We start from the raw sequence: 20,387 nt of genomic DNA on the forward strand, positions 1-20,387 counted from the left end.
GCTTAAGTGAGCAGGAGGTGTAACAAATGCCAAGGCTGAAAAAAGTGCTGGAATCACACAACAACAAACTGCATGTGAAAAAAGATGACAATGTCATCGTAATCACAGGTAAAGATAAAGGCAAAAAAGGCCGGGTTATCGCAGCATATCCACGTGAAAACCGCGTTCTGATCGAAGGCGTAAATATCGTGAAAAAGCATTCCCGTCCATCGCAAACTAATCCGCAAGGCGGAATCATCGAGCAGGAAGCTCCGATCCATGTTTCGAACGTCATGCTTGTTGATCCTAAGAGCGGAAAACCGACCCGTGTCGGCTTTAAAGTTCTTGATAACGGCAAAAAAGTCCGGATCGCTCGTAAATCCGGCGAAGTTATTGATTAATTCAGGTCTGATGGAAAGGAGGTCCATGAATCATGGCTACAAGAATGAAAGATCGTTTTCTGAATGAAATTACTCCATCCCTGATGCAAAAATTCAACTACTCTTCAGTTATGCAAGTACCGAAGGTAGAGAAGATTGTTATCAACATGGGGGTAGGTGAAGCTGTTTCCAACTCCAAAGTGCTGGATGTTGCAGTTGAAGAGCTTCGTCTGATTTCCGGTCAAAAACCGGTTGTAACACGTGCGAAGAAATCCATTGCGGGCTTCAAGCTTCGTGAAAATATGCCTATCGGGGTTAAAGTAACATTGCGCGGCGAGCGTATGTACTACTTCCTTGATAAATTGTTCAACGTATCCCTTCCGCGCGTTCGTGACTTCCGCGGAATTTCAAATAAAGCTTTCGACGGCCGCGGTAACTATACACTCGGTTTGAAAGAGCAATTGATCTTCCCGGAAATCGAGTATGATAAAGTCGATAAAGTTCGCGGAATGGACGTCGTCATCGTCACGACGGCAAAAACGGACGAAGAAGCTCGTGAACTGCTGACCCAATTGGGCATGCCGTTTGCGAAGTAATCCACAGGAGGTGTAAATACCAAGTGGCAAAAACTTCGATGAAAGTTAAGCAACAACGTACGCCAAAGTTTAAAGTGCGCGCGTATACGCGCTGCGAACGTTGCGGCCGTCCGCACTCCGTTTTGCAAAAGTTTAAAATCTGCCGGATTTGTTTCCGTGAATTAGCATACAAAGGCCAGATTCCTGGCGTCAAAAAAGCAAGCTGGTAATCAGCCTAGTTCGGGAAGGAGGTTTACAAGAATGGTTATGTCTGATCCGATTGCAGATATGCTGACGCGTATTCGTAATGCGAATGTCGTTCGTCACGAGACCGTGGAAATGCCTGCTTCTAAAGCTAAGAAGCAAATCGCTGAAATCTTGAAGCGTGAGGGCTTTATCCGCGATGCTGAATATATCGAGGACAACAAACAAGGGATTATCCGTATTTTCTTGAAATACGGCCCGAACAATGAGCGTGTAATTACAGGACTGAAACGTATTAGCAAGCCTGGACTGCGCGTCTATACGAAAAGCACTGAAGTTCCTCGCGTACTTGGTGGACTGGGAATTGCGATTATTTCCACATCCAAAGGAGTCGTAACGGATAAAGAAGCTCGTCAATCCAAAGCTGGCGGAGAAGTAGTCTGCTACGTTTGGTAATATAGATTTACAACGATTGGAGGTGTAACAATGTCCCGTATTGGTCGTAAAGCTATCCAAGTGCCTGCTGGCGTGAACGTTACCTTGGATAACACATTAATTACTGTTAAAGGACCAAAAGGAACGCTGTCCCGTGAACTTCACAAAGATATGAAAATTATCATTGCGGAGAACGAGATTTCTGTAGAGCGTCCTTCTGATCATAAATTGCACCGTTCCCTGCATGGTACAACACGTAGTGTTGTTGCTAACATGGTAAACGGCGTAACTGAAGGTTTCCAAAAAACATTGGAGCTTGTTGGCGTTGGTTACCGCGCTAGCAAAGCCGGCGATAAGGTCGTTCTTAACGTTGGTTACTCCCACCCGGTTGAAATTACACCAGAATCCGGTATCGAATTCGATGTTCCTGCTAATACGAAAATTATCGTAAAAGGAATCGATAAAGAACTGGTTGGCGCATTTGCTGCAAAAATTCGCGCTGTACGTGAGCCTGAGCCTTACAAAGGCAAAGGGATCAAATATGAAGGCGAACGCATCCTTCGCAAGGAAGGTAAAGCCGGTAAGAAGAAGTAAGCCGCTTGTAAAAGCAGCTTAACTCTTATATCGGTAAGGTAGATGAAGGGAGTGAACCTCGAATGATTACTAAAGGCGATAAGAAAAAAGCCCGTTTGAAAAGACACCTGCGTGTCCGTAAAAAAATCAATGGAACGGTTGAACGTCCACGTTTGTCCGTATTCCGTTCCTCTAAACATGTATATGTTCAACTGATTGACGACGTTAACGGCATTACTCTCGCTGCCGCTTCTACACAAGATAAAGAGCTGAAAGACGTGGCTAACGGCGGCAACAAAGAAGCAGCCCGCAAGGTTGGGACTTTGATTGCTGAGCGTGCGAAAGCAAAAGGCGTAACTAAAGTGGTTTTTGACCGTGGCGGTTACTTGTATCACGGAAGAATTCAGGAACTGGCTGACGCAGCTCGTGAAGCTGGTCTCGAATTCTAATCCGAATTCCCCAATAAGGAGGTAAAACGACTTGCGTGTAGATCCTAATACGTTAGAGCTTACTGAAAAAGTAGTTCATATCAACCGCGTTTCTAAAGTTGTAAAAGGCGGACGCCGTTTCAGCTTTAGTGCGCTCGTAGTTGTCGGTGACGGCAAGGGCTGGGTTGGCGCAGGGATCGGTAAAGCATCCGAGGTTCCGGATGCAATTCGCAAAGGCATTGACGATGCGAAGAAAAACCTGATCCATGTTCCGCTTGTTGGAACAACAATCCCTCACCTTGTGCTGGGTCACTTTGGCGCTGGCGAAGTGCTTCTGAAGCCAGCATCTGAAGGTACTGGAGTTATCGCAGGTGGTCCTGTGCGTGCAGTTCTTGAACTGGCAGGCGTAGGCGACATCCTGACGAAATCTCTTGGTTCTTCTAACTCCATCAATATGGTCAACGCAACGCTTGAAGGACTTTCCCGTCTGAAGCGTGCGGAAGACGTAGCAAAATTGCGCGGAAAAACCGTTCAAGAGCTATTAGGTTAAGGAGGGGTATACAATGGCAAACTTGCAAATTACCCTCGTTCGCAGTCTGATCGGCCGTAACGAGAAGCAGCGTGCAACCGTTCAAGCGCTCGGATTGCGTAAGCTTCATCATTCGGTTGTTAAACCTGACAATGTGGCGATTCGCGGCATGGTTAACCATGTCAGCCATTTGGTTAAAGTAGAAGAAGTTTAAGGCGACTCGCCTTTAATTAGGCTTCTAGAGCCATAAAGAAATAAGGAGGTGCAACGATCGATGAAATTGCATGAGCTAAAACCAGCCCTCGGCTCCAAACAAGAACCAAAACGCAAAGGCCGCGGTATCGGTTCCGGTAACGGTAAAACTGCAGGCAAAGGTCATAAAGGACAAAACGCCCGCTCCGGCGGCGGTGTTCGTCCAGGCTTCGAAGGCGGACAAAACCCGTTATATCGTCGCTTGCCTAAGCGCGGATTTAACAATCCGTTCCGCAAGGAATATGCCATTGTGAATTTGGAAGAACTGAACAGCTTCGCAGCAGGTAGCGAAGTTACTCCAGAAGTTCTGAAGGAGAAAGGCATCGTAAAAAATTCGCTCAGCGGCATCAAGATCTTGGGTGATGGTGAGATCAAGGTTCAACTTACTGTGAAAGCAAATAAGTTTTCTCAATCTGCCGTAGAGAAAATCCAGGCTGCCGGCGGTAAAACCGAGGTGATCTAATTGTTCAAGACCTTGTCCAACATATGGAAAGTAGAAGATCTGCGCAAAAGAATTTTGTTCACTTTGTTTGTCCTGTTAGTCTATCGTATTGGGGCCTTTATTCCGGTTCCCAATATCGATAAATCCGTATTCGACCAAATCAACAGTGAGCAAGCGAATCTGTTCGGGGTATTGAATACCTTCTCCGGAGGAGCTTTGTTCCAGTTCTCAATTTTTGCAATGTCGATCGTACCTTACATTACTGCTTCCATTATCGTGCAGCTTTTGACGATGGATGTTATACCTAAATTTGCGGAATGGGCAAAAGAGGGCGAAAATGGTAAGAAAAAGCTTGCTCAGGTTACACGTTATGGAACGATTATTCTCGGTTTGATTCAAGCTTTTGCAACGGCAGTGGGCTTCAACCGTCAATATCAATTCCAATTCGTCATTGATCCTGGCTTTGCAACGTATACGATGATTGCAATTATTTTGACCGCAGGTACTGCATTCCTGATGTGGCTCGGTGAACAGATTACCGAGAAAGGAATTGGTAACGGGATTTCAATCATTATCTTCGCCGGTATCGTCGCTGGATTCCCAGGGCATATCCGTACGATTTACGCTGATCAGTTTATTGACTCCGATCAATTGTTCCTGAATATCGTCAAGGTCATTGTGATGCTTGTTGCGATTATCGCGATCATTGTAGGTGTCATCTTCGTACAGCAAGGGATTCGCAAAATTCCTGTGCAGTATGCAAAACGGGTTGTAGGCCGTAAAATGTATGGTGGCCAGTCCACACACATTCCGTTGAAGGTAAATGGCGCAGGTGTAATTCCAGTTATCTTTGCAGTATCCTTGTTGATGTTCCCTGTAACGCTGGCCGGCTTCTGGGCAGATAAACCATGGGCTCAATGGGTAACCAAGCATATGTACTACGACCAGCCGCTTGGCATGGTATTGTATGTCGTCTTGATTATCGGATTTACTTTCTTCTACACCTTTGTCCAAATTAACCCGGTGCAAATGGCTGATCAGATGAAAAAGAACGGTGGTTACATTCCGGGCGTTCGTCCTGGCAAACCAACCTCGACTTACATTACTCGTGTAATGTCGCGGATCACGCTCTCCGGAGCACTGTTCTTGTCTCTTATCTCTGTTCTCCCAGTAGCCTTTGGCGCTCTGGCTGGGCTGCCGCGTTCTGTTCAGATCGGTGGTACTTCCTTGCTGATCGTAATCGGTGTTGCACTGGATACGATGAAGCAAATTGAGACACAATTGATCAAACGCCACTACAAAGGGTTTATCAATAAATAACAATAGGCACTTGTGCGGGGCTACCCGGACGTCATTTTAGATGATCGGAAGCCCGCTCGGGCTTATTGTGCTTAAAGTGAGGAACACGTGATGAATATTCTATTCATGGGACCACCCGGAGCTGGCAAAGGAACGCAGGCTGAGCGAATCGTTGATGAATTCAAGGTTCCTCACATCTCTACCGGAGATGCGTTTCGTCTGGCTATGAAGCAGGGCACAGCGCTCGGGCAAAAGGCAAAGGAATATGTAGATCAGGGACTGCTTGTTCCGGATGATGTAACAAACGGTATTGTCAGGGAACGGCTTCAACAGCCGGATTGTGATCAGGGCTTTCTGCTTGACGGATTCCCTCGCACACTCTCTCAGGCTGAAGCGCTTGATGAGATGCTTGCTGCGATGAACCGCAGCATTGATCATGTTGTCAACCTGAAGGTTGACCGCAGTCTGCTGCTGGCGCGCCTTACTGGCCGCCGGATTTGCAAAGCCTGTGGATCAACGTACCATGTTTTATTCAACGCTCCTGCAAAGGATGGCGTTTGCGACAAGTGTGGCGGCGAGCTGTATCAGCGTTCGGATGATACGGAAGAGAAGGTTGGCACACGTTTGGATGAGTACATCTCCAAAACAGCGCCGCTTCTTGCCTACTACTCTGACAAAGGGCTGCTTCGCGAAGTGGACGGCGAGAAAGAAATTGATACGGTAACCTCCGATATCATATCTTATATGCGAGGGTTATCGTAATGATTATTTGCAAGTCCGAGTCCGAACTGGTCTTTATGAGGGAAGCAGGACGAATTGTTGCGGATACACACCGATTGATGGCAAAGGCGGTCGAGCCGGGAATCACGACAAGGGAACTGGACCGGATCGCTGAAGCCTACATTCGCAGTCAAGGGGCCATCCCTTCATTCAAAGGCTACAATCAGTTTCCTGGCAGCATATGTGCTTCTGTAAACGACGAGTTGGTGCATGGGATCCCTGGGCCGCGCAAGCTGAACGAGGGTGACATTATCAGCATCGACATCGGCGCACAATTCGAGGGCTATCATGGAGATTCTGCCTGGACCTATGGTGTAGGCCAAATTTCTGATGAAGCTGCTCGTCTTCTCCAAGTAACAGAGCAGTCGCTTTATGCCGGACTGCAGCATGTCAAACCGGATACTCGTCTCTTTACTGTCTCTCATGCCATTCAACAGGTAATTGAAGATGCGAAGATGTCGGTTGTCCGGGAGTATGTCGGTCATGGAATTGGCACCAATCTTCATGAGGAGCCCCAAATTCCGAACTATGGCGCACCGAACCGCGGACCGCGCCTGAAGCAAGGAATGGTTCTTGCAATCGAACCGATGGTTGTTCTCGGCGAACGTTATGTTCGCACCTTGGAGGATAACTGGACGGTTATTACTGAGGATGGAACCTGGTGTGCTCATTTTGAACATACCGTTGCAGTAACTGCTGACGGTTATGAGATTTTGACCCGCTCCTCTGATTCCTAGGGGTGAAGAGCTGATGCGGACGATGCCTCAGATTGGCCAGATCGTGAAGGTATTGCGGGGTAAGGATGAGGGAAGCTTTGCAGTTGTTGTTGGTCTGTCGGAGAATGAGCCGTATGTATGGATTGCAGACGGCAACAAACGACGGTTTGACCAGCGCAAGCGAAAGAATATCCTGCATTTGGAACTGCAGCCTGAAACGAGTAGTGAAGTGGCAGACAGCATGCATGAGACCGGTAGAGTTACAAATGGAAAGTTGCGTTATGTGATTCAGAAGTTTATAGAGCGGAAAGGGGAATGACTGTGGCTAAAGAAGATGTGATTGAAGTTGAAGGAACGGTTATCGAACCGCTGCCCAATGCTACGTTCAAGGTGGAACTGGAGAACGGACATCAAATTCTCGCCCATGTATCCGGAAAGCTTAGAATGCATTTTATCCGCATCCTAACAGGAGACAAAGTGGTTATTCAGTTGTCGCCTTATGATTTAACAAAAGGTCGTATCACCTATCGGAAGTAGAACGAGCAATTCTGCTGTCGAAGTATTCGGGAGGTAATCACAATGAAGGTAAGACCTTCGGTCAAGCCAATTTGCGAGAAATGCAAAGTCATTCGCCGCAAAGGCAACGTTATGGTGATTTGTGAAAATCCTAAACACAAACAAAAACAAGGATAATAAAAGAAGGAGGGATATCGGAATATGGCACGTATAGCTGGTGTAGACTTGCCGCGTGATAAGCGCGTCGAAATCGCCCTGCAGTACATTTTCGGGATTGGTAAAACAACTTCCCAGAAGATCCTTGCTACTACAGGCATCGATGCAAATACCCGCGTTCGCGATTTAACGGAAGATGAAGTGAGCCGTCTGCGTGAGACGATCGATAAATCGGTCAAAGTGGAAGGTGACTTGCGTCGTGAAATTTCGTTAAATATTAAAAGGTTGATTGAGATCGGCTGCTACCGCGGAATCCGTCATCGTCGTGGTTTGCCTGTTCGTGGTCAACGTACTAAGACTAATGCACGCACACGAAAAGGTCCACGTCGGACTGTTGCGAATAAGAAGAAGTAATAAGGGGGGATAACTGAAATGGCAAAACCGAAAAAAGTGGTTCGTACAAAACGTCGTGACCGCAAAAATATTGAATCTGGCGTAGCTCATATCCGTTCTACGTTCAACAATACTATCGTTACGATTACCGACCCGCACGGCAACGCGATTTCTTGGGCAAGTGCTGGTAACCTGGGTTATAAAGGTTCCCGTAAAAGCACGCCGTTTGCAGCGCAAATGGCAGCCGAGTCCGCCGCTAAAGCCGCAATGGAGCACGGTATGAAAGCAGTAGAAGTCATGGTTAAAGGTCCGGGTGCCGGCCGTGAGGCTGCAATTCGTTCCCTTCAAGCCGCTGGTCTTGAAGTTAACCTGATTAAAGACGTGACACCGATCCCGCATAACGGATGCCGTCCACCAAAACGTCGTCGCGTATAGTTCTTTCATCGTGGTATCAAATATCTGCAACTTGTGAATAATGGTTGTAATGGTGAGGCATACTACATGATTTGACCTGTTAACGGTTAAGGATTAGGTAGCGACGTTTGAAGGAGGGTTTAAATTAGTGATTGAGATCGAAAAGCCGAAGATTGAAACCGTAGAGCTGAATGAGGATGGCACGTACGGCCGCTTCGTTGTCGAGCCGCTGGAACGCGGATACGGTACGACGCTCGGAAACTCACTTCGTCGTATTTTGTTATCGTCCTTGCCCGGAGCGGCAGTGACGTCGGTGCAAATCGACGGAGTGCTCCACGAATTCTCGACGGTTGCCGGAGTGATTGAGGACGTTACTGAAATCATTCTGAACCTCAAGGGACTCTCGTTGAAGATTCATTCCGACGAAGAGAAAGTACTGGAGATTGATGCTGAGGGCGAAGGAAACATTACGGCGGGGGACATTCGCGCGGATAGCGATGTCGAGATTCTCAACCCAGATCTTCATATCGCGACATTGGCTCCTGGTGCGCGGCTTCATATGCGAATCTTCGCAAATCGCGGCCGCGGCTATGTGCAAGCAGACCGCAACAAACGTGAAGATCAGCCAATTGGTGTTATTCCAGTAGATTCGATCTACACACCGATTACGCGTGTCAACTACAGTATCGAAAATACCCGCGTTGGTCAGGTAACAAACTACGACAAGCTTACGCTTGAAGTATGGACCGATGGCAGTATTCGTCCTGAAGAAGCTGTAAGCTTGGGGGCAAAAATCTTGACCGAGCATCTGGATCTTTTCGTCGGTCTGACCGACGAAGCGAAAGACGCTGAAATTATGGTTGAGAAAGAAGAAGACAAGAAAGAGAAAGTACTGGAAATGACGATCGAGGAACTCGATCTTTCCGTACGTTCTTATAACTGTCTGAAACGTGCAGGCATTAATACCGTGCAAGAGCTGATTACGAAAACGGAAGAAGACATGATGAAAGTCCGCAATTTGGGCCGTAAGTCTTTGGAAGAAGTTCAGGAAAAGCTCGAGGAGCTAGGTTTAGGCCTCCGAACGGAAGACTAAGGATTGAAGGAGGGGAAAAACGATGGCATACCAAAAGTTAGGCCGGGATTCCAGCGCACGTAAAGCGTTGTTCCGTGATCTGGTTACCGACCTGTTCCTTTATGAACGCATCCAAACGACCGAAGCAAAGGCTAAAGAGGTTCGCTCTATCGCTGAGAAACTGATTACGCTGGCTAAACGGGGAGATCTTCATGCTCGCCGTCAAGTCGCTGCATTCGTACGTCGTGAATCCATTAATGGGGAGCAAGATGCAATTCAAAAGCTGTTCTCCGAACTGGCTACTCGTTACTCAGAGCGTCCAGGTGGATATACGCGTATTCTGAAGCTGGGTCCTCGTCGTGGAGACGCGGCACCTATGGTTTATCTGGAACTGGTTGACCGTGCGTAGTTGACCGTATCAAGTGTAAACGGCTTTCGTCAGCCTATGCAGGCGGCGCTGTTTCGCGATGAAATCTAAGTTAGTATAAGTATTTTACTTATACTTCTTAGATTTTGAGAAAGGGTGGACCAATGGGGCCACCTTTTTTTAAATTTAAGAGCAGGCAGGACTGCCGTTTTGCACGTTCTTAAGCTTTTCGCGAACAAGCAAGTCCTACATTGAAGGCAGCTAAGCCGTTGCTCTGAATGCTCAAGGGCTGCAAAGTTCTTGTGCATAGATTCGAATCAACAAGTAATGCTTGGGTAAGAGGAGAATGAGATCTTGAGAAATATCTGTATGACAGTAAGCTATGACGGTACGGCATATAACGGCTTTCAGATTCAACCGATAGGACGGACGATCCAGGGGGAAATTGAGAAGGTAATCCATCTGTTAACAGGGGAAACCATCAAGATTCACGGTTCAGGACGGACAGATGCCGGTGTGCATGCGCGCGGTCAAGTGTTTCACTTTCATACGGGGTCTCAAATTCCGGTTGAGCGTTGGGCCATAGCCCTGAATTCGCGCCTGCCTGATGATATTGTCATTCAATCGGCTGAAGAGAAGCATCTGGATTTTCACTCAAGACGCTCAGCCAAGCGCAAAACCTACCGATATTCCATCCGGACGGGGAAGCATCCGAATGTTTTTAACAGACATTTTGAATTCCATCATTACAGTCCATTGAATACGGAAGCTATGCGCTCCGCGCTTTCCCATCTTGTCGGGGAGCATGACTTTACGACATTTACATCCATTCATTCTACGAAACAAAGTCATGTTCGTACAATCTACGAGGCAAAGCTGGTAGAGGAAGATGACGTCATTCATACCTATTTTACAGGCAACGGTTTTCTGTATAATATGGTTCGCATTATTATGGGAACGCTGATGAAAATCGGTGAGGGGAAAATAATTGCGGACGATATGCCAATGATTCTCGCTGCTTGTGACCGCTCCAAAGCAGGCCCGAAAGCAATGGCTCATGGCTTGATATTATGGAGTGTAGAATATGAATACGAAAACTTTCCGCTTACCGTGGCTGAACAGGTTCGCGGCTGAAAATTCGCTTGCGCTTTCTCTTGTTATATTGTAAAATATAACTTGTGCTTTCTTAGTGGCTCTCCCACAGCCCCGACTAAGTTGGCCATTGAATGAACATATAACAACTTGACAATAAACAGGTGTTGCAGGCAGTTAAACTGCTTTGCGACTATGAATAACCGAACTCGAAACAAATAAGCTAGTTAACCATACATGCGATTTGTTTGAACGAATGAAGGAGGATCATCCATGCGTACCACGTATATGGCCAAGCCTAATGAAGTTGAGCGCAATTGGTACATTATCGATGCGGAAGGCAAAACGCTCGGACGTTTGGCAAGTGAAGCTGCTGCATTGATTCGCGGCAAACACAAACCACAATTTACTCCACATGTTGACACTGGAGATTTCGTAGTAGTCATCAATGCTGAGAAAATTGTTTTGACTGGTAAAAAGCTGCAAAACAAAATGTACTACCGTCACTCTATGCATCCAGGTGGATTGAAAGTGACATCGGCTCAAGAACTGATCAACAAAAAGCCAGAGCGCGTAATCGAGCAAGCTATTCATGGCATGCTTCCTAAAAACCGCCTGGGCGATAAAATGAAGCTGAAGCTGAAAGTTTATGCCGGACCGGAACACCCACATCAAGCACAAAACCCAGAAGTTTATGAACTTCGCGGTTAAATAAAGGGAGGACAGTTTCATGGCACAAGTACAATACTATGGAACAGGTCGTCGTAAACACTCGGTAGCACGTGTACGTCTCGTTCCGGGTGAAGGACGAATTATTATCAATAAACGCGATATCAACGACTATTTCGGTCACGAAACACTGAAATTGATCGTTAAACAACCGCTTGCCCTGACTGAAACATTGTCCAAATATGACATTCTTGTTTTGGCTCATGGCGGTGGTACTACTGGTCAAGCTGGAGCAATCCGTCACGGTATCTCCCGTGCATTGCTGAAAGCTGATCCAGAATCCCGTCCTGCACTGAAGCGTGCTGGATTCTTGACTCGTGATCCGCGTATGAAAGAGCGTAAGAAATACGGTCTTAAAGCGGCTCGTCGTGCACCACAGTTCTCCAAACGTTAATTCTTGTTTTGCAAGAATTTCAGCCCTTGGCCTTTATGGTTCAAGGGCTTTTTATTTGTTCCCGGGACAGGTCTCTAAGCATACTGATATACATTATCCGAATGTGTATCCGTATGCTTTCTTTGTTTGTCCGGCTTTCATTCAATATTAGCGATAATAGTCAATCTGCATAGCCATGAAATTAAAGTTATTGAACATTCTCCCTGGAAGACGTATACTAGTAACAAAAGCACATCTTTTTACTAGGAATTAATAACGGAGGTCATACGTATGAATCTGTTTGAGAAAGAAGCGCTTATCAAGCAAAAGGTTGAAGAGCTTGAGAACGCCAGCCCAGAAGACATCATTCGCTATGCAGTTGAGACATTCCCTAATATTACGTTTGCTTGCAGCTTTGGTGCTGAAGATGTTGTTCTTGTCGATATGCTTCAAAAGATCAGCCCGAAGACGGACATTTTTTACCTTGATACAGATTTTCATTTCCAGGAAACCTATGAAACCAAAGTCCAGCTTGAGCAGCATTACAACTTGAAATTTGTAGAGGTCAAACCTCTCATTACACCTGAGGAGCAAGCGGCCGAGCATGGGCCAGAGCTGTGGAAGAGCAGCCCGAATCAGTGTTGTGATATCCGCAAAGTGCAGCCGCTGACCCAAATTTTGAGCAAATATGAGGCTTGGATTACAGGAATTCGCCGTGATCAGGCGCCTACCCGTGCCAATGCCAAGAAAATAGAGTATGACACCAAGTTTGGCTTGGTGAAATTCAACCCGATTGCAGGCTGGACTTCGGAAGATGTATGGAATTATATCCGTGAGAACAATGTGATCTATAATCCTCTGCATGACAACCATTATCCGAGCATCGGATGCGAGCATTGCACTCGTCAGGTTATGCCTGGTGAAGACCCTCGTGCCGGACGCTGGTCCGGAAATGAGAAGACAGAATGCGGACTTCATAAATAAGGATAATTGAACGGGAGGATTACCAGATAATGAGTACAATCAAGCCACATGGCGGAACTCTGATTAACCGGGTCGTCACCGGTGAAGCAAGAGAGCGGCTTTTAGCGGAAGCTGCTGAACTGAAATCTATCACGATTAATACGTGGACGGTGTCAGACCTGGATCTGATCGGTGTGGGCGCGTTTTCCCCGCTCCAGGGTTTTCTGAACGAAGCAGACTACACATCGGTTGTAGACCGGATGCGTCTGTCCGATGGAACCGTATGGAGTATCCCGATTACACTGTCTGTAGATGAAGCCAAAGCTGCTGAACTTGTGGTGGGCGAACGGGCTGCCCTTCTTGGTGAAGATGGAATCATTTACGGGGTTATCGATATTGAAAGTATTTACAACGTGGATCAGAAACATGAGGCAGTGCAGATATTCAAGACAGATGATCTGGAGCATCCTGGTGTGCAGAAGCTGTTCTCCCGCCCTGCAACTTATGTCGGCGGCCCCATTCAGGTTCTGAATCGTCCGCGGCCGGAAAAATTCGATGAGTTCTATTTCGATCCGGCTGAGACACGCCGCTTGTTTGCTGAAAAGGGCTGGCGTACGGTCGTCGGTTTCCAGACCCGCAACCCGGTTCACCGTGCACATGAATATATTCAGAAGAGTGCTATGGAAATTGTTGACGGCTTGTTCTTGAACCCGCTGGTAGGAGAGACCAAATCGGACGATGTTCCTGCTTCTGTACGGATGAAGAGCTATGTGGCACTGCTGGAGAATTACTATCCGGCTGATCGTGTGTTCCTGGGTGTATTCCCGGCTGCAATGCGCTATGCCGGTCCGCGTGAAGCTATTTTCCATGCAGTTGTACGCAAAAACTACGGCTGTACGCATTTCATTGTCGGTCGAGACCATGCCGGTGTAGGTGATTACTACGGTACTTATGAGGCGCAGGATCTGCTTCGTTCTTTTACCGCTGACGAACTGGGTATCACTCCGCTGTACTTTGAGCATAGCTTTTTCTGTACGAAATGCGGAAATATGGCCTCTAGCAAAACCTGCCCGCACGACAAGGAGCATCATTTGACCCTGTCGGGTACCAAAGTTCGTGCACTACTCCGCGACGGTGTATGTCCGCCGCCAGAGTTTTCCCGTCCTGAGGTAGCCAAAATTCTGATCGAAGGTATGTCGGAGCAGCCTGTCGGCTGATCGCTTTAATAAAAAAACGCTTCTTCCCGTAAGCTGGGAAGAAGCGTTTTTTATTAAATTATAATATTTATGGAGGGCTTCTATATTTCCAGGTGAAACAAAGTGAACCTTTTAAAGCTAAAACAGCCTTTTACACTTACACAGCCCCTCGATTGCTTCAGTGCAGTCTGCATAATGAATCCTCTCGTCCCATATAGATGTTAAAGAGCATGAGGGCCGGTCCGGAATTTTCTGACAGGCTGCAGAGCAGGGCTGTAATTTGGATGAGTGCGAGGGGGTTGCGGCATGCGCAAAAATTTGAAACGCCGGGTCGTCATATGGTTAAACTATCGGGGAAGCTTACGTATTGCTACAGGCATGCTGATGGTTGTGCTGACAATCGTATTGCTCACACAGGAGATACCTTCTTCACGGACTTGGACCTACTGGACGCTGCCGCTGTCCGGGAAGGTCGTTGCAATTGATGCAGGACACGGTGGCGTAGACGGCGGTGCTGTCAGTAAGCAGGGTTTGGTTGAAAAGGACCTGAACCTGGCTATTGCACTGTATTTGCGTGATTTTTTACAGGAGGCCGGGGCGCTGGTTTATTTGACACGGGAGGGTGACTATGACCTCGCAGAGGAAGGGACACGCGCTTATAAGAAACGCAAGACGGAAGACCTGGTCAAGCGTGTGGAGCTGATTAAGGAACGTGAAGCTGATGTTGTAATAAGTATACATATGAATAGTATTCCGCAATCCAGGTGGCGAGGGGCTCAAACGTTCTACTATCCGAACCATCCGGATAATTTCTCGCTTGCTACTTTAATTCAGGAAGAAATCAAGCGGAATCTGGAAAACACCAGCCGTGCTGCCAACACGGCCAAAACCGTCTATTTGCTCAAATCGATCGAAAAGACACCGACAGCACTTGTTGAGGTCGGCTTCCTGTCAAACCCGGAAGAGGCGAGGCAGCTTGGTGATGCTGCTTATCAGCGCAAGGTCGCAGCTTCTGTCTATCAGGGTGTATTGAGGTTTGCTTCCGGAGAGCGGCTGCCTGCCTCAAAAACAGGCTCTTGATTCGTTATACCAACACAATATATGGTATAATAATGAGGATTGCTCTACTATAATGGCAAGCGCAGAAAAGGTGTGATTTTCGGTATGGCAACAAGAGAACAAGTATTGGAAGCCATTGCTCCTCTCATAAAAGCCGGAGAGGCAGCGGCTGAATCTGATGCGTTTACAATACGTGATGTTGTAGTAAAAGAACAGCAAGTGTCCTTGACAGTCATGTCTAATAGCGACTCTGCAGAAAGCACAGTCGAAGCGGCTCTAAGCGCGGCACTGGCGCCACTGGGTATTGAGACCGTCCATGCACGCTTCCGTCCCCTCGGAGAGCGTGCTCAGACGTCTCATGCTGCCCAGGGAGGCAAGACGGACCAGAAAGACGGGGCCGCCAGCCAGGCATCCGGGGACCCGGTCCGCGGGCACGGGGCAGGCATGGAGGAGCACCCTCTGCTTCATCCTGAAAGTGGTGTTCAATTTATAGCTGTTGCCAGCGGCAAGGGCGGTGTCGGCAAATCGACCGTTACGGTCAATCTCGCTGTGGCGCTGGCGAGGCAAGGCAAAAAGGTTGGCATTATTGATGCCGATATCTACGGCTTCAGCGTACCGGATATGATGGGAATTGAACAACGTCCGGATATTAAGAATGACCGAGTCGTTCCGATCCGCAGCCATGGGGTACAGGTAATGTCCATGGGCTTCTTCGTAGAGGATAATAATCCAATTGTGTGGCGGGGACCAATGCTCGGCAAGATGCTCCGCAATTTCTTCAATGAAATTGAATGGGACAAACTGGACTATATGCTGCTTGATCTTCCGCCGGGAACAGGGGATATTGCACTGGATGTCCATCAAATGATTCCCCACAGCAAGGAGATTATCGTCACAACACCTCATGCGACAGCGGCCTTTGTAGCGGCAAGAGCGGGTGCGATGGCGATCAAGACAGAGCATGAGATTGTCGGTATCGTCGAGAATATGTCTTATTACACTTGCGGCCATTGCGGAGAGAAAGAATATATCTTCGGGCGTGGCGGGGGGGCGCGCCTGGCAGAATCGCTTAATGCGGACCTGCTGGCACAGATTCCGCTTGGAGCACCGGACAATCATCCGTCTGAACCGGATTTCTCGCCTTCCATCTATAAAGAAGATACGCCGACAGGCCAGTTGTACATGGATCTCGCCGGACAAGTCATCGCCAAGTGCGAGCTGACAACGGCACAAGCATAGAATCACAAAAAAATCGGACTAACCGCGCTTATAGCAGGTTAGTCCGATTTGCAATGTCTAACTATCGGCTGGCATTTGCCGCATTATGAGTTGCCGCCGCCTCCGTCTGAGCTGTCCTGATTTTCTTCGTCTCCACCCTTGCTGCCAGAATCTACTTTCTCGTCCGGCTTTGGTTTGAGCTCCTCCTGAACAGCTTTCTTCAGCAAATCCAGCATTTGCAGGCGGACAAGCGGGCTTTGCATGTTTTCCTGCATAATGGCATTAATATGCTTGCGGTACTGGGTGCTTTGCAGCACATCGAGGATAATGCGCTCCATCTCTGGACTTTTCATCGATTTCAGCAAATCTTGCTGATAAGCGGGATCCTTCAGCAAGTCCTTGTGAATTTGCTTGTTTTGTTTGTTGACAGACTTGGCAAACTCTCCCGCAAACCGGGGGTCTGTCATCAATTTCTGAATCACTTTATCATAATCCGGAGAGATGAGCACTTCCTTGACCGCCAATTTGACCTGTTCATGATCCTGGACAGACATCATGCCCATCTGGCTGCCGGAGGCTCCGCTCGATTGGATCGTCGATTCCTGAAGTGCCTTCTGGGCATCTTCTGTTTTTAGAATGTCAATTACCATCGACTTCATATCCTTGTAGCTGAGCTGCTGGCCGCCTGATGAGGGCTCGGCTCCGCAGCTCGAAAGCAAAAAGGCCATAAGAGCGGAAAGGGCTAAAAGAGGCCATTTTTTCAGCATGATACGCGATTCTCCCTTCATATTGCTCAGCTTGCGTTTCATGGGGTTAGTATGCTTCAATGTTCATTGGATTATCATTAGGGGGAATTAGCTTTTTTCGCTAGACATGGTAAAATAAACGGAGTGAAAAGAGGAGGGTATTACGAAGTGAACCTTAGAAAATTGTTCTTTTTATTTTGGAGCTGTATGGCTGTTGGTGCGCTTACAACGACGGTTACCGGTGCCATCATGCAATGGACGGATCCGTCTTTCGGCTTCCTGGGCTTCAAGGTCGCCGGTTTTAACGCTGCAATGATGGCCCTGGTCGGTACGATGATCGGAGCGTTCAGCCAGATGGGCTTCTTTGCTTATCTCATTTTGAATTACATTGCCTTAAGCATCTTCCGCAAAAAATATTTATGGAACGCTTTTCAGGCCTACACGACTGTATTTTGCATCATCGGGCTTGGCTATATGCTCTTTAATAAACGTGAAATTTTGAGCAGTTACCTGTTCATAATTGTTCCTGCAGTGCTTGTACTTGGCACGCTGGCCGTTTGTTTCTTCAAGGTGAAGCAGACCAATCCGTCTGCATTCATTCCGACAGCCTTCCTGATGTTTACCGTCACCTTTATCGAGGCCTGGCCGGCTATGAGCGACGGCAATGCCAACACACCAGGCATAATTTTCATGTTCGTGCCATTGTTCGTATGCAATGCCTATCAGATTATGATGCTTCACCGTGTATTGAAAAACAAAACGACTGAATCTGCCAGTGAGGCAAATACAGTCGCTTAAATATTTTAACGATGTAACTGAGGAAGCATAAATTAGAACTGGTTTTTATTCAAATCAAGCGGGGAGGCTGCTGACTTGTCAGGCACAATCTTGCCGCTTACCTCAGTTTGGTTAATCAGCTGATTGACAGAGACAAATTCGTACCCTTGGGAGCGGAGTTTCTCTATAATACCGGGCAGAGCCTCATGGGTATGCGTAGCGGCATCGCTGGCATGAAGCAAAATAATGTCTCCAGGATGGGCGCGGCTGACTACACGCTCTACAATTTTCTCGGTGCCAATGTTCATCCAGTCCATGGAGTCCGTATCCCATTGAATGACTTTGTAATTCAGCTCACTGGCGATTTGCAGTACCCTTTTGTCAAAATCGCCGTTAGGCAGACGAATCAAATCAGGATTTTTGCCGGTGACCTGGCTAATAATTGAATGGGCTGTCTGAATCTGATTGCGAATTTCTTCATCGCTAAGCTTGCTGTAGTTTTCATGCTTGTGGCCATGGCTTCCAATCTCATAGCCCGCCTCTACAATTTTCTGTACAATTTCAGGATGTGATTTGCTCCAGACAGAGGAGACGAAGAACGTCGCATTATTCACGCCGTTTTCTTTAAGCGTCTTAATAATCGGCTCGGTTCTCGTGTCACCCCAACTGATGTCAAACGTAAGGGCAACAACCTTTTTCTCGGTCGGAACACTGTAAATAGCAGCCGGCTGATCCATGGAGAACACCGTGATATTGTCTTTCTCGGCATATACCACTCCCGCGGCAAAAAGCAGAGCGACAAAAATCAGCATGTAGCGTTTGACTTTTCTTCCGTTAATGACATAGAACATGTTCATTGGGTACAGGCACTCCTCTCGTAAGAGCTTGTTTAGTACAATCTATGCTCGTACGCTTCAGTTATTCTTAATCGGACAAAATGTTGGGAGGGCTCGTCTATGTTTTCGCCTAAAGCTTTTATTGCCCATCTTCGTTCCATGAGCGGCTATATCGCTTTTTCCTTTATCCTGCTTTTGGCGGGAATTGTGATTGGGGGAACGAATCAGCAGCTGGAAGCTTATATTACAAGCCAGCTTCAGGCACTCGGCAATATTTCTAATGCGATTGATCAGAGTAATAATCCGGCGATGAGTGCGTTTGCTTTTATTTTTCTGAATAATGCCATAAAAAGCATTCTAATTATGTATTTGGGAGCTGCCTTTGCACTGATCCCGATTTTTTTCCTTGTTGTGAATGGTCTGGTCCTTGGTTATGTTTTCACTCATCATGATCCGCTGTACAGTACATTTGAGCTGATTGCCAGAGGTATTTTGCCGCATGGCATTTTGGAAATACCAGCAATTGTAATCGCTGCTGCATATGGCATCAAATTCGGGACTTTAACTTTTTCAGGGATCGGAAATTTGATTCAGCGCAAAAAAGGGTTTGGAGCGGTCTATGAACAATTTGCAATTCGTACAGTACCGCTTATGGTAGCCCTTGTTGTAGCGCTGTTGGCGGCAGCTGCTATTGAAGCAACAATTACCCCTTGGTTATTAAAAGGAATGAAAATGTAATTTCCATGTAATAAAACTTCCAAAATCTGAGCATAACAATAAAGCAGCGTGAACGCATAATCGCGGGCGCTGCTTTTTAAATTTCAAAACACAGCGTATCTCATATAAGGGCACACCTTATTCAGCAATGTTTGCATTATGGAATAAATGAGTAGGGGCAGACTGCCTGTGTTTTGTTTTTTGGTTGTTAATCAGAAGGAGGTCCACCAGGAGAACATGCTAGGGATATTATTTAATGACAAAGAATGTCGTGAGTTTGATTACGTGCTCCGAAAAGAATTGGACGAAATGCTGCTGGACCTGAATGATTCCAGAATGGATGGGGAGATTAAAAAAGCAATTGCAAGCAGGTACAAGGTAATTTTCCGTATGTATGCGCGTATTGCTTCGCCTAAAGAACTATCCAGATATGCGCTGAATAACCGGAACTACCGCTAATTTTGAATTGTTTCAAAAAAAATGGTTCACAGGTCTTGACGTCTGCGGTTAAAATGTGGTAAATTAGCATTCGTCCCGCTTGGGACAAGGTACTCTCGAAAAAAAAGTTGAAATTACTACTTGACCTCTTGTAGAGACCTGTGATATATTATAAAAGTCGCCGCTGAAACGGCAGACAAGTTAGAAAGAAACAAATTTGTTCTTTGAAAACTGAACAACGAGCGAAATGCCCTGTGACTTGAAAGAGTCGCAGAACAGCAACAAAATGTAATGAGCTAACAAGCTTATCTATAACTTTTATGGAGAGTTTGATCCTGGCTCAGGACGAACGCTGGCGGCGTGCCTAATACATGCAAGTCGAGCGGACTTGAAGAGAAGCTTGCTTCTCGGATGGTTAGCGGCGGACGGGTGAGTAACACGTAGGTAACCTGCCTGTAAGACTGGGATAACATTCGGAAACGAATGCTAATACCGGATACGCGGTTTGATCGCATGGTCGAACCGGGAAAGACGGAGCAATCTGTCACTTACAGATGGACCTGCGGCGCATTAGCTAGTTGGTGAGGTAACGGCTCACCAAGGCGACGATGCGTAGCCGACCTGAGAGGGTGATCGGCCACACTGGGACTGAGACACGGCCCAGACTCCTACGGGAGGCAGCAGTAGGGAATCTTCCGCAATGGACGAAAGTCTGACGGAGCAACGCCGCGTG

Annotated in this window: 31 protein-coding genes and 1 rRNA gene; 30 read left to right on the forward strand and 2 right to left on the reverse strand. The window is 47.1% G+C overall.

The annotated features are described in order from the left end of the window. The first annotated feature begins 26 nt into the window (after positions 1 to 26). From rplX to H583_RS0104950, 26 genes are all read left to right on the forward strand, one after another. Entirely contained in the window at positions 27 to 380 is a 354-nt protein-coding gene (rplX, locus tag H583_RS0104830; RefSeq protein ID WP_081666984.1) for a 50S ribosomal protein L24, read from the forward strand. Between the two features lie 32 nt (positions 381 to 412). Next, the gene (gene rplE / locus H583_RS0104835) at positions 413 to 955 is read left to right on the forward strand and encodes a 50S ribosomal protein L5 (RefSeq protein WP_028559489.1); all 543 of its coding nucleotides are present in this window, start codon (positions 413 to 415) and stop codon (positions 953 to 955) included. A 23-nt stretch (positions 956 to 978) separates the two neighbouring features. Beyond that, positions 979 to 1,164: a type Z 30S ribosomal protein S14 gene (locus tag H583_RS35920; RefSeq protein WP_013312154.1), complete on the forward strand. Its 186-nt coding sequence runs from the start codon at positions 979 to 981 to the stop codon at positions 1,162 to 1,164. A 31-nt stretch (positions 1,165 to 1,195) separates the two neighbouring features. Continuing rightward, the gene (rpsH, locus tag H583_RS0104840; protein WP_028559490.1) at positions 1,196 to 1,594 is read left to right on the forward strand and encodes a 30S ribosomal protein S8; all 399 of its coding nucleotides are present in this window, start codon (positions 1,196 to 1,198) and stop codon (positions 1,592 to 1,594) included. A gap of 30 nt (positions 1,595 to 1,624) precedes the next feature. After that, positions 1,625 to 2,167, forward strand: a complete 543-nt coding sequence (rplF, locus tag H583_RS0104845; RefSeq protein WP_028559491.1) for a 50S ribosomal protein L6 — start codon at positions 1,625 to 1,627, stop codon at positions 2,165 to 2,167. 62 nt (positions 2,168 to 2,229) lie between these two features. Beyond that, positions 2,230 to 2,595, forward strand: a complete 366-nt coding sequence (rplR, locus tag H583_RS0104850) for a 50S ribosomal protein L18 (protein WP_028559492.1) — start codon at positions 2,230 to 2,232, stop codon at positions 2,593 to 2,595. Between the two features lie 31 nt (positions 2,596 to 2,626). Further along, positions 2,627 to 3,124, forward strand: coding sequence for a 30S ribosomal protein S5 (gene rpsE, locus H583_RS0104855; protein WP_028559493.1), 498 nt, complete (start codon positions 2,627 to 2,629; stop codon positions 3,122 to 3,124). 13 nt (positions 3,125 to 3,137) lie between these two features. Next, positions 3,138 to 3,317 carry a 50S ribosomal protein L30 gene (gene rpmD, locus H583_RS0104860; protein WP_028559494.1) on the forward strand — a complete coding sequence of 60 codons (180 nt, stop codon included), beginning with the start codon at positions 3,138 to 3,140 and terminating at the stop codon, positions 3,315 to 3,317. 60 nt (positions 3,318 to 3,377) lie between these two features. Beyond that, on the forward strand, positions 3,378 to 3,818 hold the full coding sequence (gene rplO, locus H583_RS0104865) for a 50S ribosomal protein L15 (protein ID WP_028559495.1): 441 nt from the start codon (positions 3,378 to 3,380) through the stop codon (positions 3,816 to 3,818). Further along, on the forward strand, positions 3,819 to 5,117 hold the full coding sequence (gene secY, locus H583_RS0104870; RefSeq protein WP_028559496.1) for a preprotein translocase subunit SecY: 1,299 nt from the start codon (positions 3,819 to 3,821) through the stop codon (positions 5,115 to 5,117). Positions 5,118 to 5,207: 90 nt separating this feature from the next. Continuing rightward, the gene (locus tag H583_RS0104875; RefSeq protein WP_028559497.1) at positions 5,208 to 5,858 is read left to right on the forward strand and encodes an adenylate kinase; all 651 of its coding nucleotides are present in this window, start codon (positions 5,208 to 5,210) and stop codon (positions 5,856 to 5,858) included. Then, a complete protein-coding gene (gene map, locus H583_RS0104880; RefSeq protein WP_028559498.1) occupies positions 5,858 to 6,613 on the forward strand; it encodes a type I methionyl aminopeptidase in 756 nt (251 codons plus the stop codon). The genes H583_RS0104875 and map overlap by 1 nt, the downstream gene beginning before the upstream one ends. Positions 6,614 to 6,626: 13 nt before the next feature. Then, positions 6,627 to 6,911, forward strand: a complete 285-nt coding sequence (locus H583_RS0104885; RefSeq protein WP_028559499.1) for a KOW domain-containing RNA-binding protein — start codon at positions 6,627 to 6,629, stop codon at positions 6,909 to 6,911. Between the two features lie 2 nt (positions 6,912 to 6,913). After that, positions 6,914 to 7,129 carry a translation initiation factor IF-1 gene (gene infA / locus H583_RS0104890; RefSeq protein ID WP_028559500.1) on the forward strand — a complete coding sequence of 72 codons (216 nt, stop codon included), beginning with the start codon at positions 6,914 to 6,916 and terminating at the stop codon, positions 7,127 to 7,129. Positions 7,130 to 7,171: 42 nt separating this feature from the next. Continuing rightward, a complete protein-coding gene (gene rpmJ, locus H583_RS0104895) occupies positions 7,172 to 7,285 on the forward strand; it encodes a 50S ribosomal protein L36 (protein ID WP_003333770.1) in 114 nt (37 codons plus the stop codon). A gap of 24 nt (positions 7,286 to 7,309) precedes the next feature. Next, entirely contained in the window at positions 7,310 to 7,678 is a 369-nt protein-coding gene (gene rpsM / locus H583_RS0104900; RefSeq protein WP_028559501.1) for a 30S ribosomal protein S13, read from the forward strand. Between the two features lie 18 nt (positions 7,679 to 7,696). Continuing rightward, on the forward strand, positions 7,697 to 8,092 hold the full coding sequence (gene rpsK / locus H583_RS0104905) for a 30S ribosomal protein S11 (protein WP_028559502.1): 396 nt from the start codon (positions 7,697 to 7,699) through the stop codon (positions 8,090 to 8,092). Between the two features lie 127 nt (positions 8,093 to 8,219). Then, complete coding sequence (locus H583_RS0104910) at positions 8,220 to 9,164, forward strand: DNA-directed RNA polymerase subunit alpha (protein WP_028559503.1); 945 nt, start codon at positions 8,220 to 8,222, stop codon at positions 9,162 to 9,164. Positions 9,165 to 9,186: 22 nt separating this feature from the next. Next, positions 9,187 to 9,552: a 50S ribosomal protein L17 gene (rplQ, locus tag H583_RS0104915; protein ID WP_028559504.1), complete on the forward strand. Its 366-nt coding sequence runs from the start codon at positions 9,187 to 9,189 to the stop codon at positions 9,550 to 9,552. Between the two features lie 312 nt (positions 9,553 to 9,864). Continuing rightward, positions 9,865 to 10,644 (forward strand): tRNA pseudouridine(38-40) synthase TruA, encoded by a 780-nt coding sequence (truA, locus tag H583_RS31905; protein WP_036708485.1) that lies wholly within the window; start codon positions 9,865 to 9,867, stop codon positions 10,642 to 10,644. A 231-nt stretch (positions 10,645 to 10,875) separates the two neighbouring features. Continuing rightward, entirely contained in the window at positions 10,876 to 11,313 is a 438-nt protein-coding gene (rplM, locus tag H583_RS0104925) for a 50S ribosomal protein L13 (protein ID WP_028559505.1), read from the forward strand. Between the two features lie 19 nt (positions 11,314 to 11,332). Continuing rightward, on the forward strand, positions 11,333 to 11,725 hold the full coding sequence (gene rpsI, locus H583_RS0104930; RefSeq protein WP_028559506.1) for a 30S ribosomal protein S9: 393 nt from the start codon (positions 11,333 to 11,335) through the stop codon (positions 11,723 to 11,725). Between the two features lie 270 nt (positions 11,726 to 11,995). Then, positions 11,996 to 12,688, forward strand: coding sequence for a phosphoadenylyl-sulfate reductase (locus H583_RS0104935; protein WP_028559507.1), 693 nt, complete (start codon positions 11,996 to 11,998; stop codon positions 12,686 to 12,688). A gap of 29 nt (positions 12,689 to 12,717) precedes the next feature. After that, a complete protein-coding gene (gene sat, locus H583_RS0104940; RefSeq protein ID WP_028559508.1) occupies positions 12,718 to 13,884 on the forward strand; it encodes a sulfate adenylyltransferase in 1,167 nt (388 codons plus the stop codon). Positions 13,885 to 14,169: 285 nt separating this feature from the next. Then, positions 14,170 to 14,943, forward strand: coding sequence for an N-acetylmuramoyl-L-alanine amidase CwlD (cwlD, locus tag H583_RS0104945; protein WP_028559509.1), 774 nt, complete (start codon positions 14,170 to 14,172; stop codon positions 14,941 to 14,943). A gap of 84 nt (positions 14,944 to 15,027) precedes the next feature. Then, on the forward strand, positions 15,028 to 16,161 hold the full coding sequence (locus tag H583_RS0104950) for an Mrp/NBP35 family ATP-binding protein (RefSeq protein WP_028559510.1): 1,134 nt from the start codon (positions 15,028 to 15,030) through the stop codon (positions 16,159 to 16,161). Between the two features lie 83 nt (positions 16,162 to 16,244). On the opposite strand, the gene gerD is transcribed toward H583_RS0104950, so the two are convergent. Then, on the reverse strand, positions 16,245 to 16,907 hold the full coding sequence (gerD, locus tag H583_RS0104955; RefSeq protein WP_028559511.1) for a spore germination lipoprotein GerD: 663 nt from the start codon (positions 16,905 to 16,907) through the stop codon (positions 16,245 to 16,247). A 147-nt stretch (positions 16,908 to 17,054) separates the two neighbouring features. Between gerD and H583_RS0104960 the strand changes: the two genes are divergently transcribed. Next, complete coding sequence (locus H583_RS0104960; RefSeq protein ID WP_028559512.1) at positions 17,055 to 17,684, forward strand: KinB-signaling pathway activation protein; 630 nt, start codon at positions 17,055 to 17,057, stop codon at positions 17,682 to 17,684. Between the two features lie 32 nt (positions 17,685 to 17,716). Here H583_RS0104960 and pdaB read toward each other — a convergent pair whose 3' ends face one another. After that, a complete protein-coding gene (gene pdaB / locus H583_RS0104965) occupies positions 17,717 to 18,520 on the reverse strand; it encodes a polysaccharide deacetylase family sporulation protein PdaB (protein WP_028559513.1) in 804 nt (267 codons plus the stop codon). 99 nt (positions 18,521 to 18,619) lie between these two features. Here pdaB and H583_RS0104970 point away from each other — a divergent pair, with 99 nt between their 5' ends. The 3 genes from H583_RS0104970 to H583_RS0104980 all read left to right on the forward strand — a co-directional run. Then, positions 18,620 to 19,237 (forward strand): stage II sporulation protein M, encoded by a 618-nt coding sequence (locus H583_RS0104970; protein ID WP_028559514.1) that lies wholly within the window; start codon positions 18,620 to 18,622, stop codon positions 19,235 to 19,237. Positions 19,238 to 19,453: 216 nt separating this feature from the next. After that, complete coding sequence (locus H583_RS0104975) at positions 19,454 to 19,675, forward strand: hypothetical protein (protein ID WP_028559515.1); 222 nt, start codon at positions 19,454 to 19,456, stop codon at positions 19,673 to 19,675. Positions 19,676 to 19,971: 296 nt separating this feature from the next. Continuing rightward, a 16S ribosomal RNA gene (locus H583_RS0104980) occupies positions 19,972 to 20,387 on the forward strand; the annotation flags it as partial.

This window comes from Paenibacillus pinihumi DSM 23905 = JCM 16419, assembly GCF_000422505.1.
Classification (GTDB): domain Bacteria; phylum Bacillota; class Bacilli; order Paenibacillales; family Paenibacillaceae; genus Paenibacillus_D; species Paenibacillus_D pinihumi.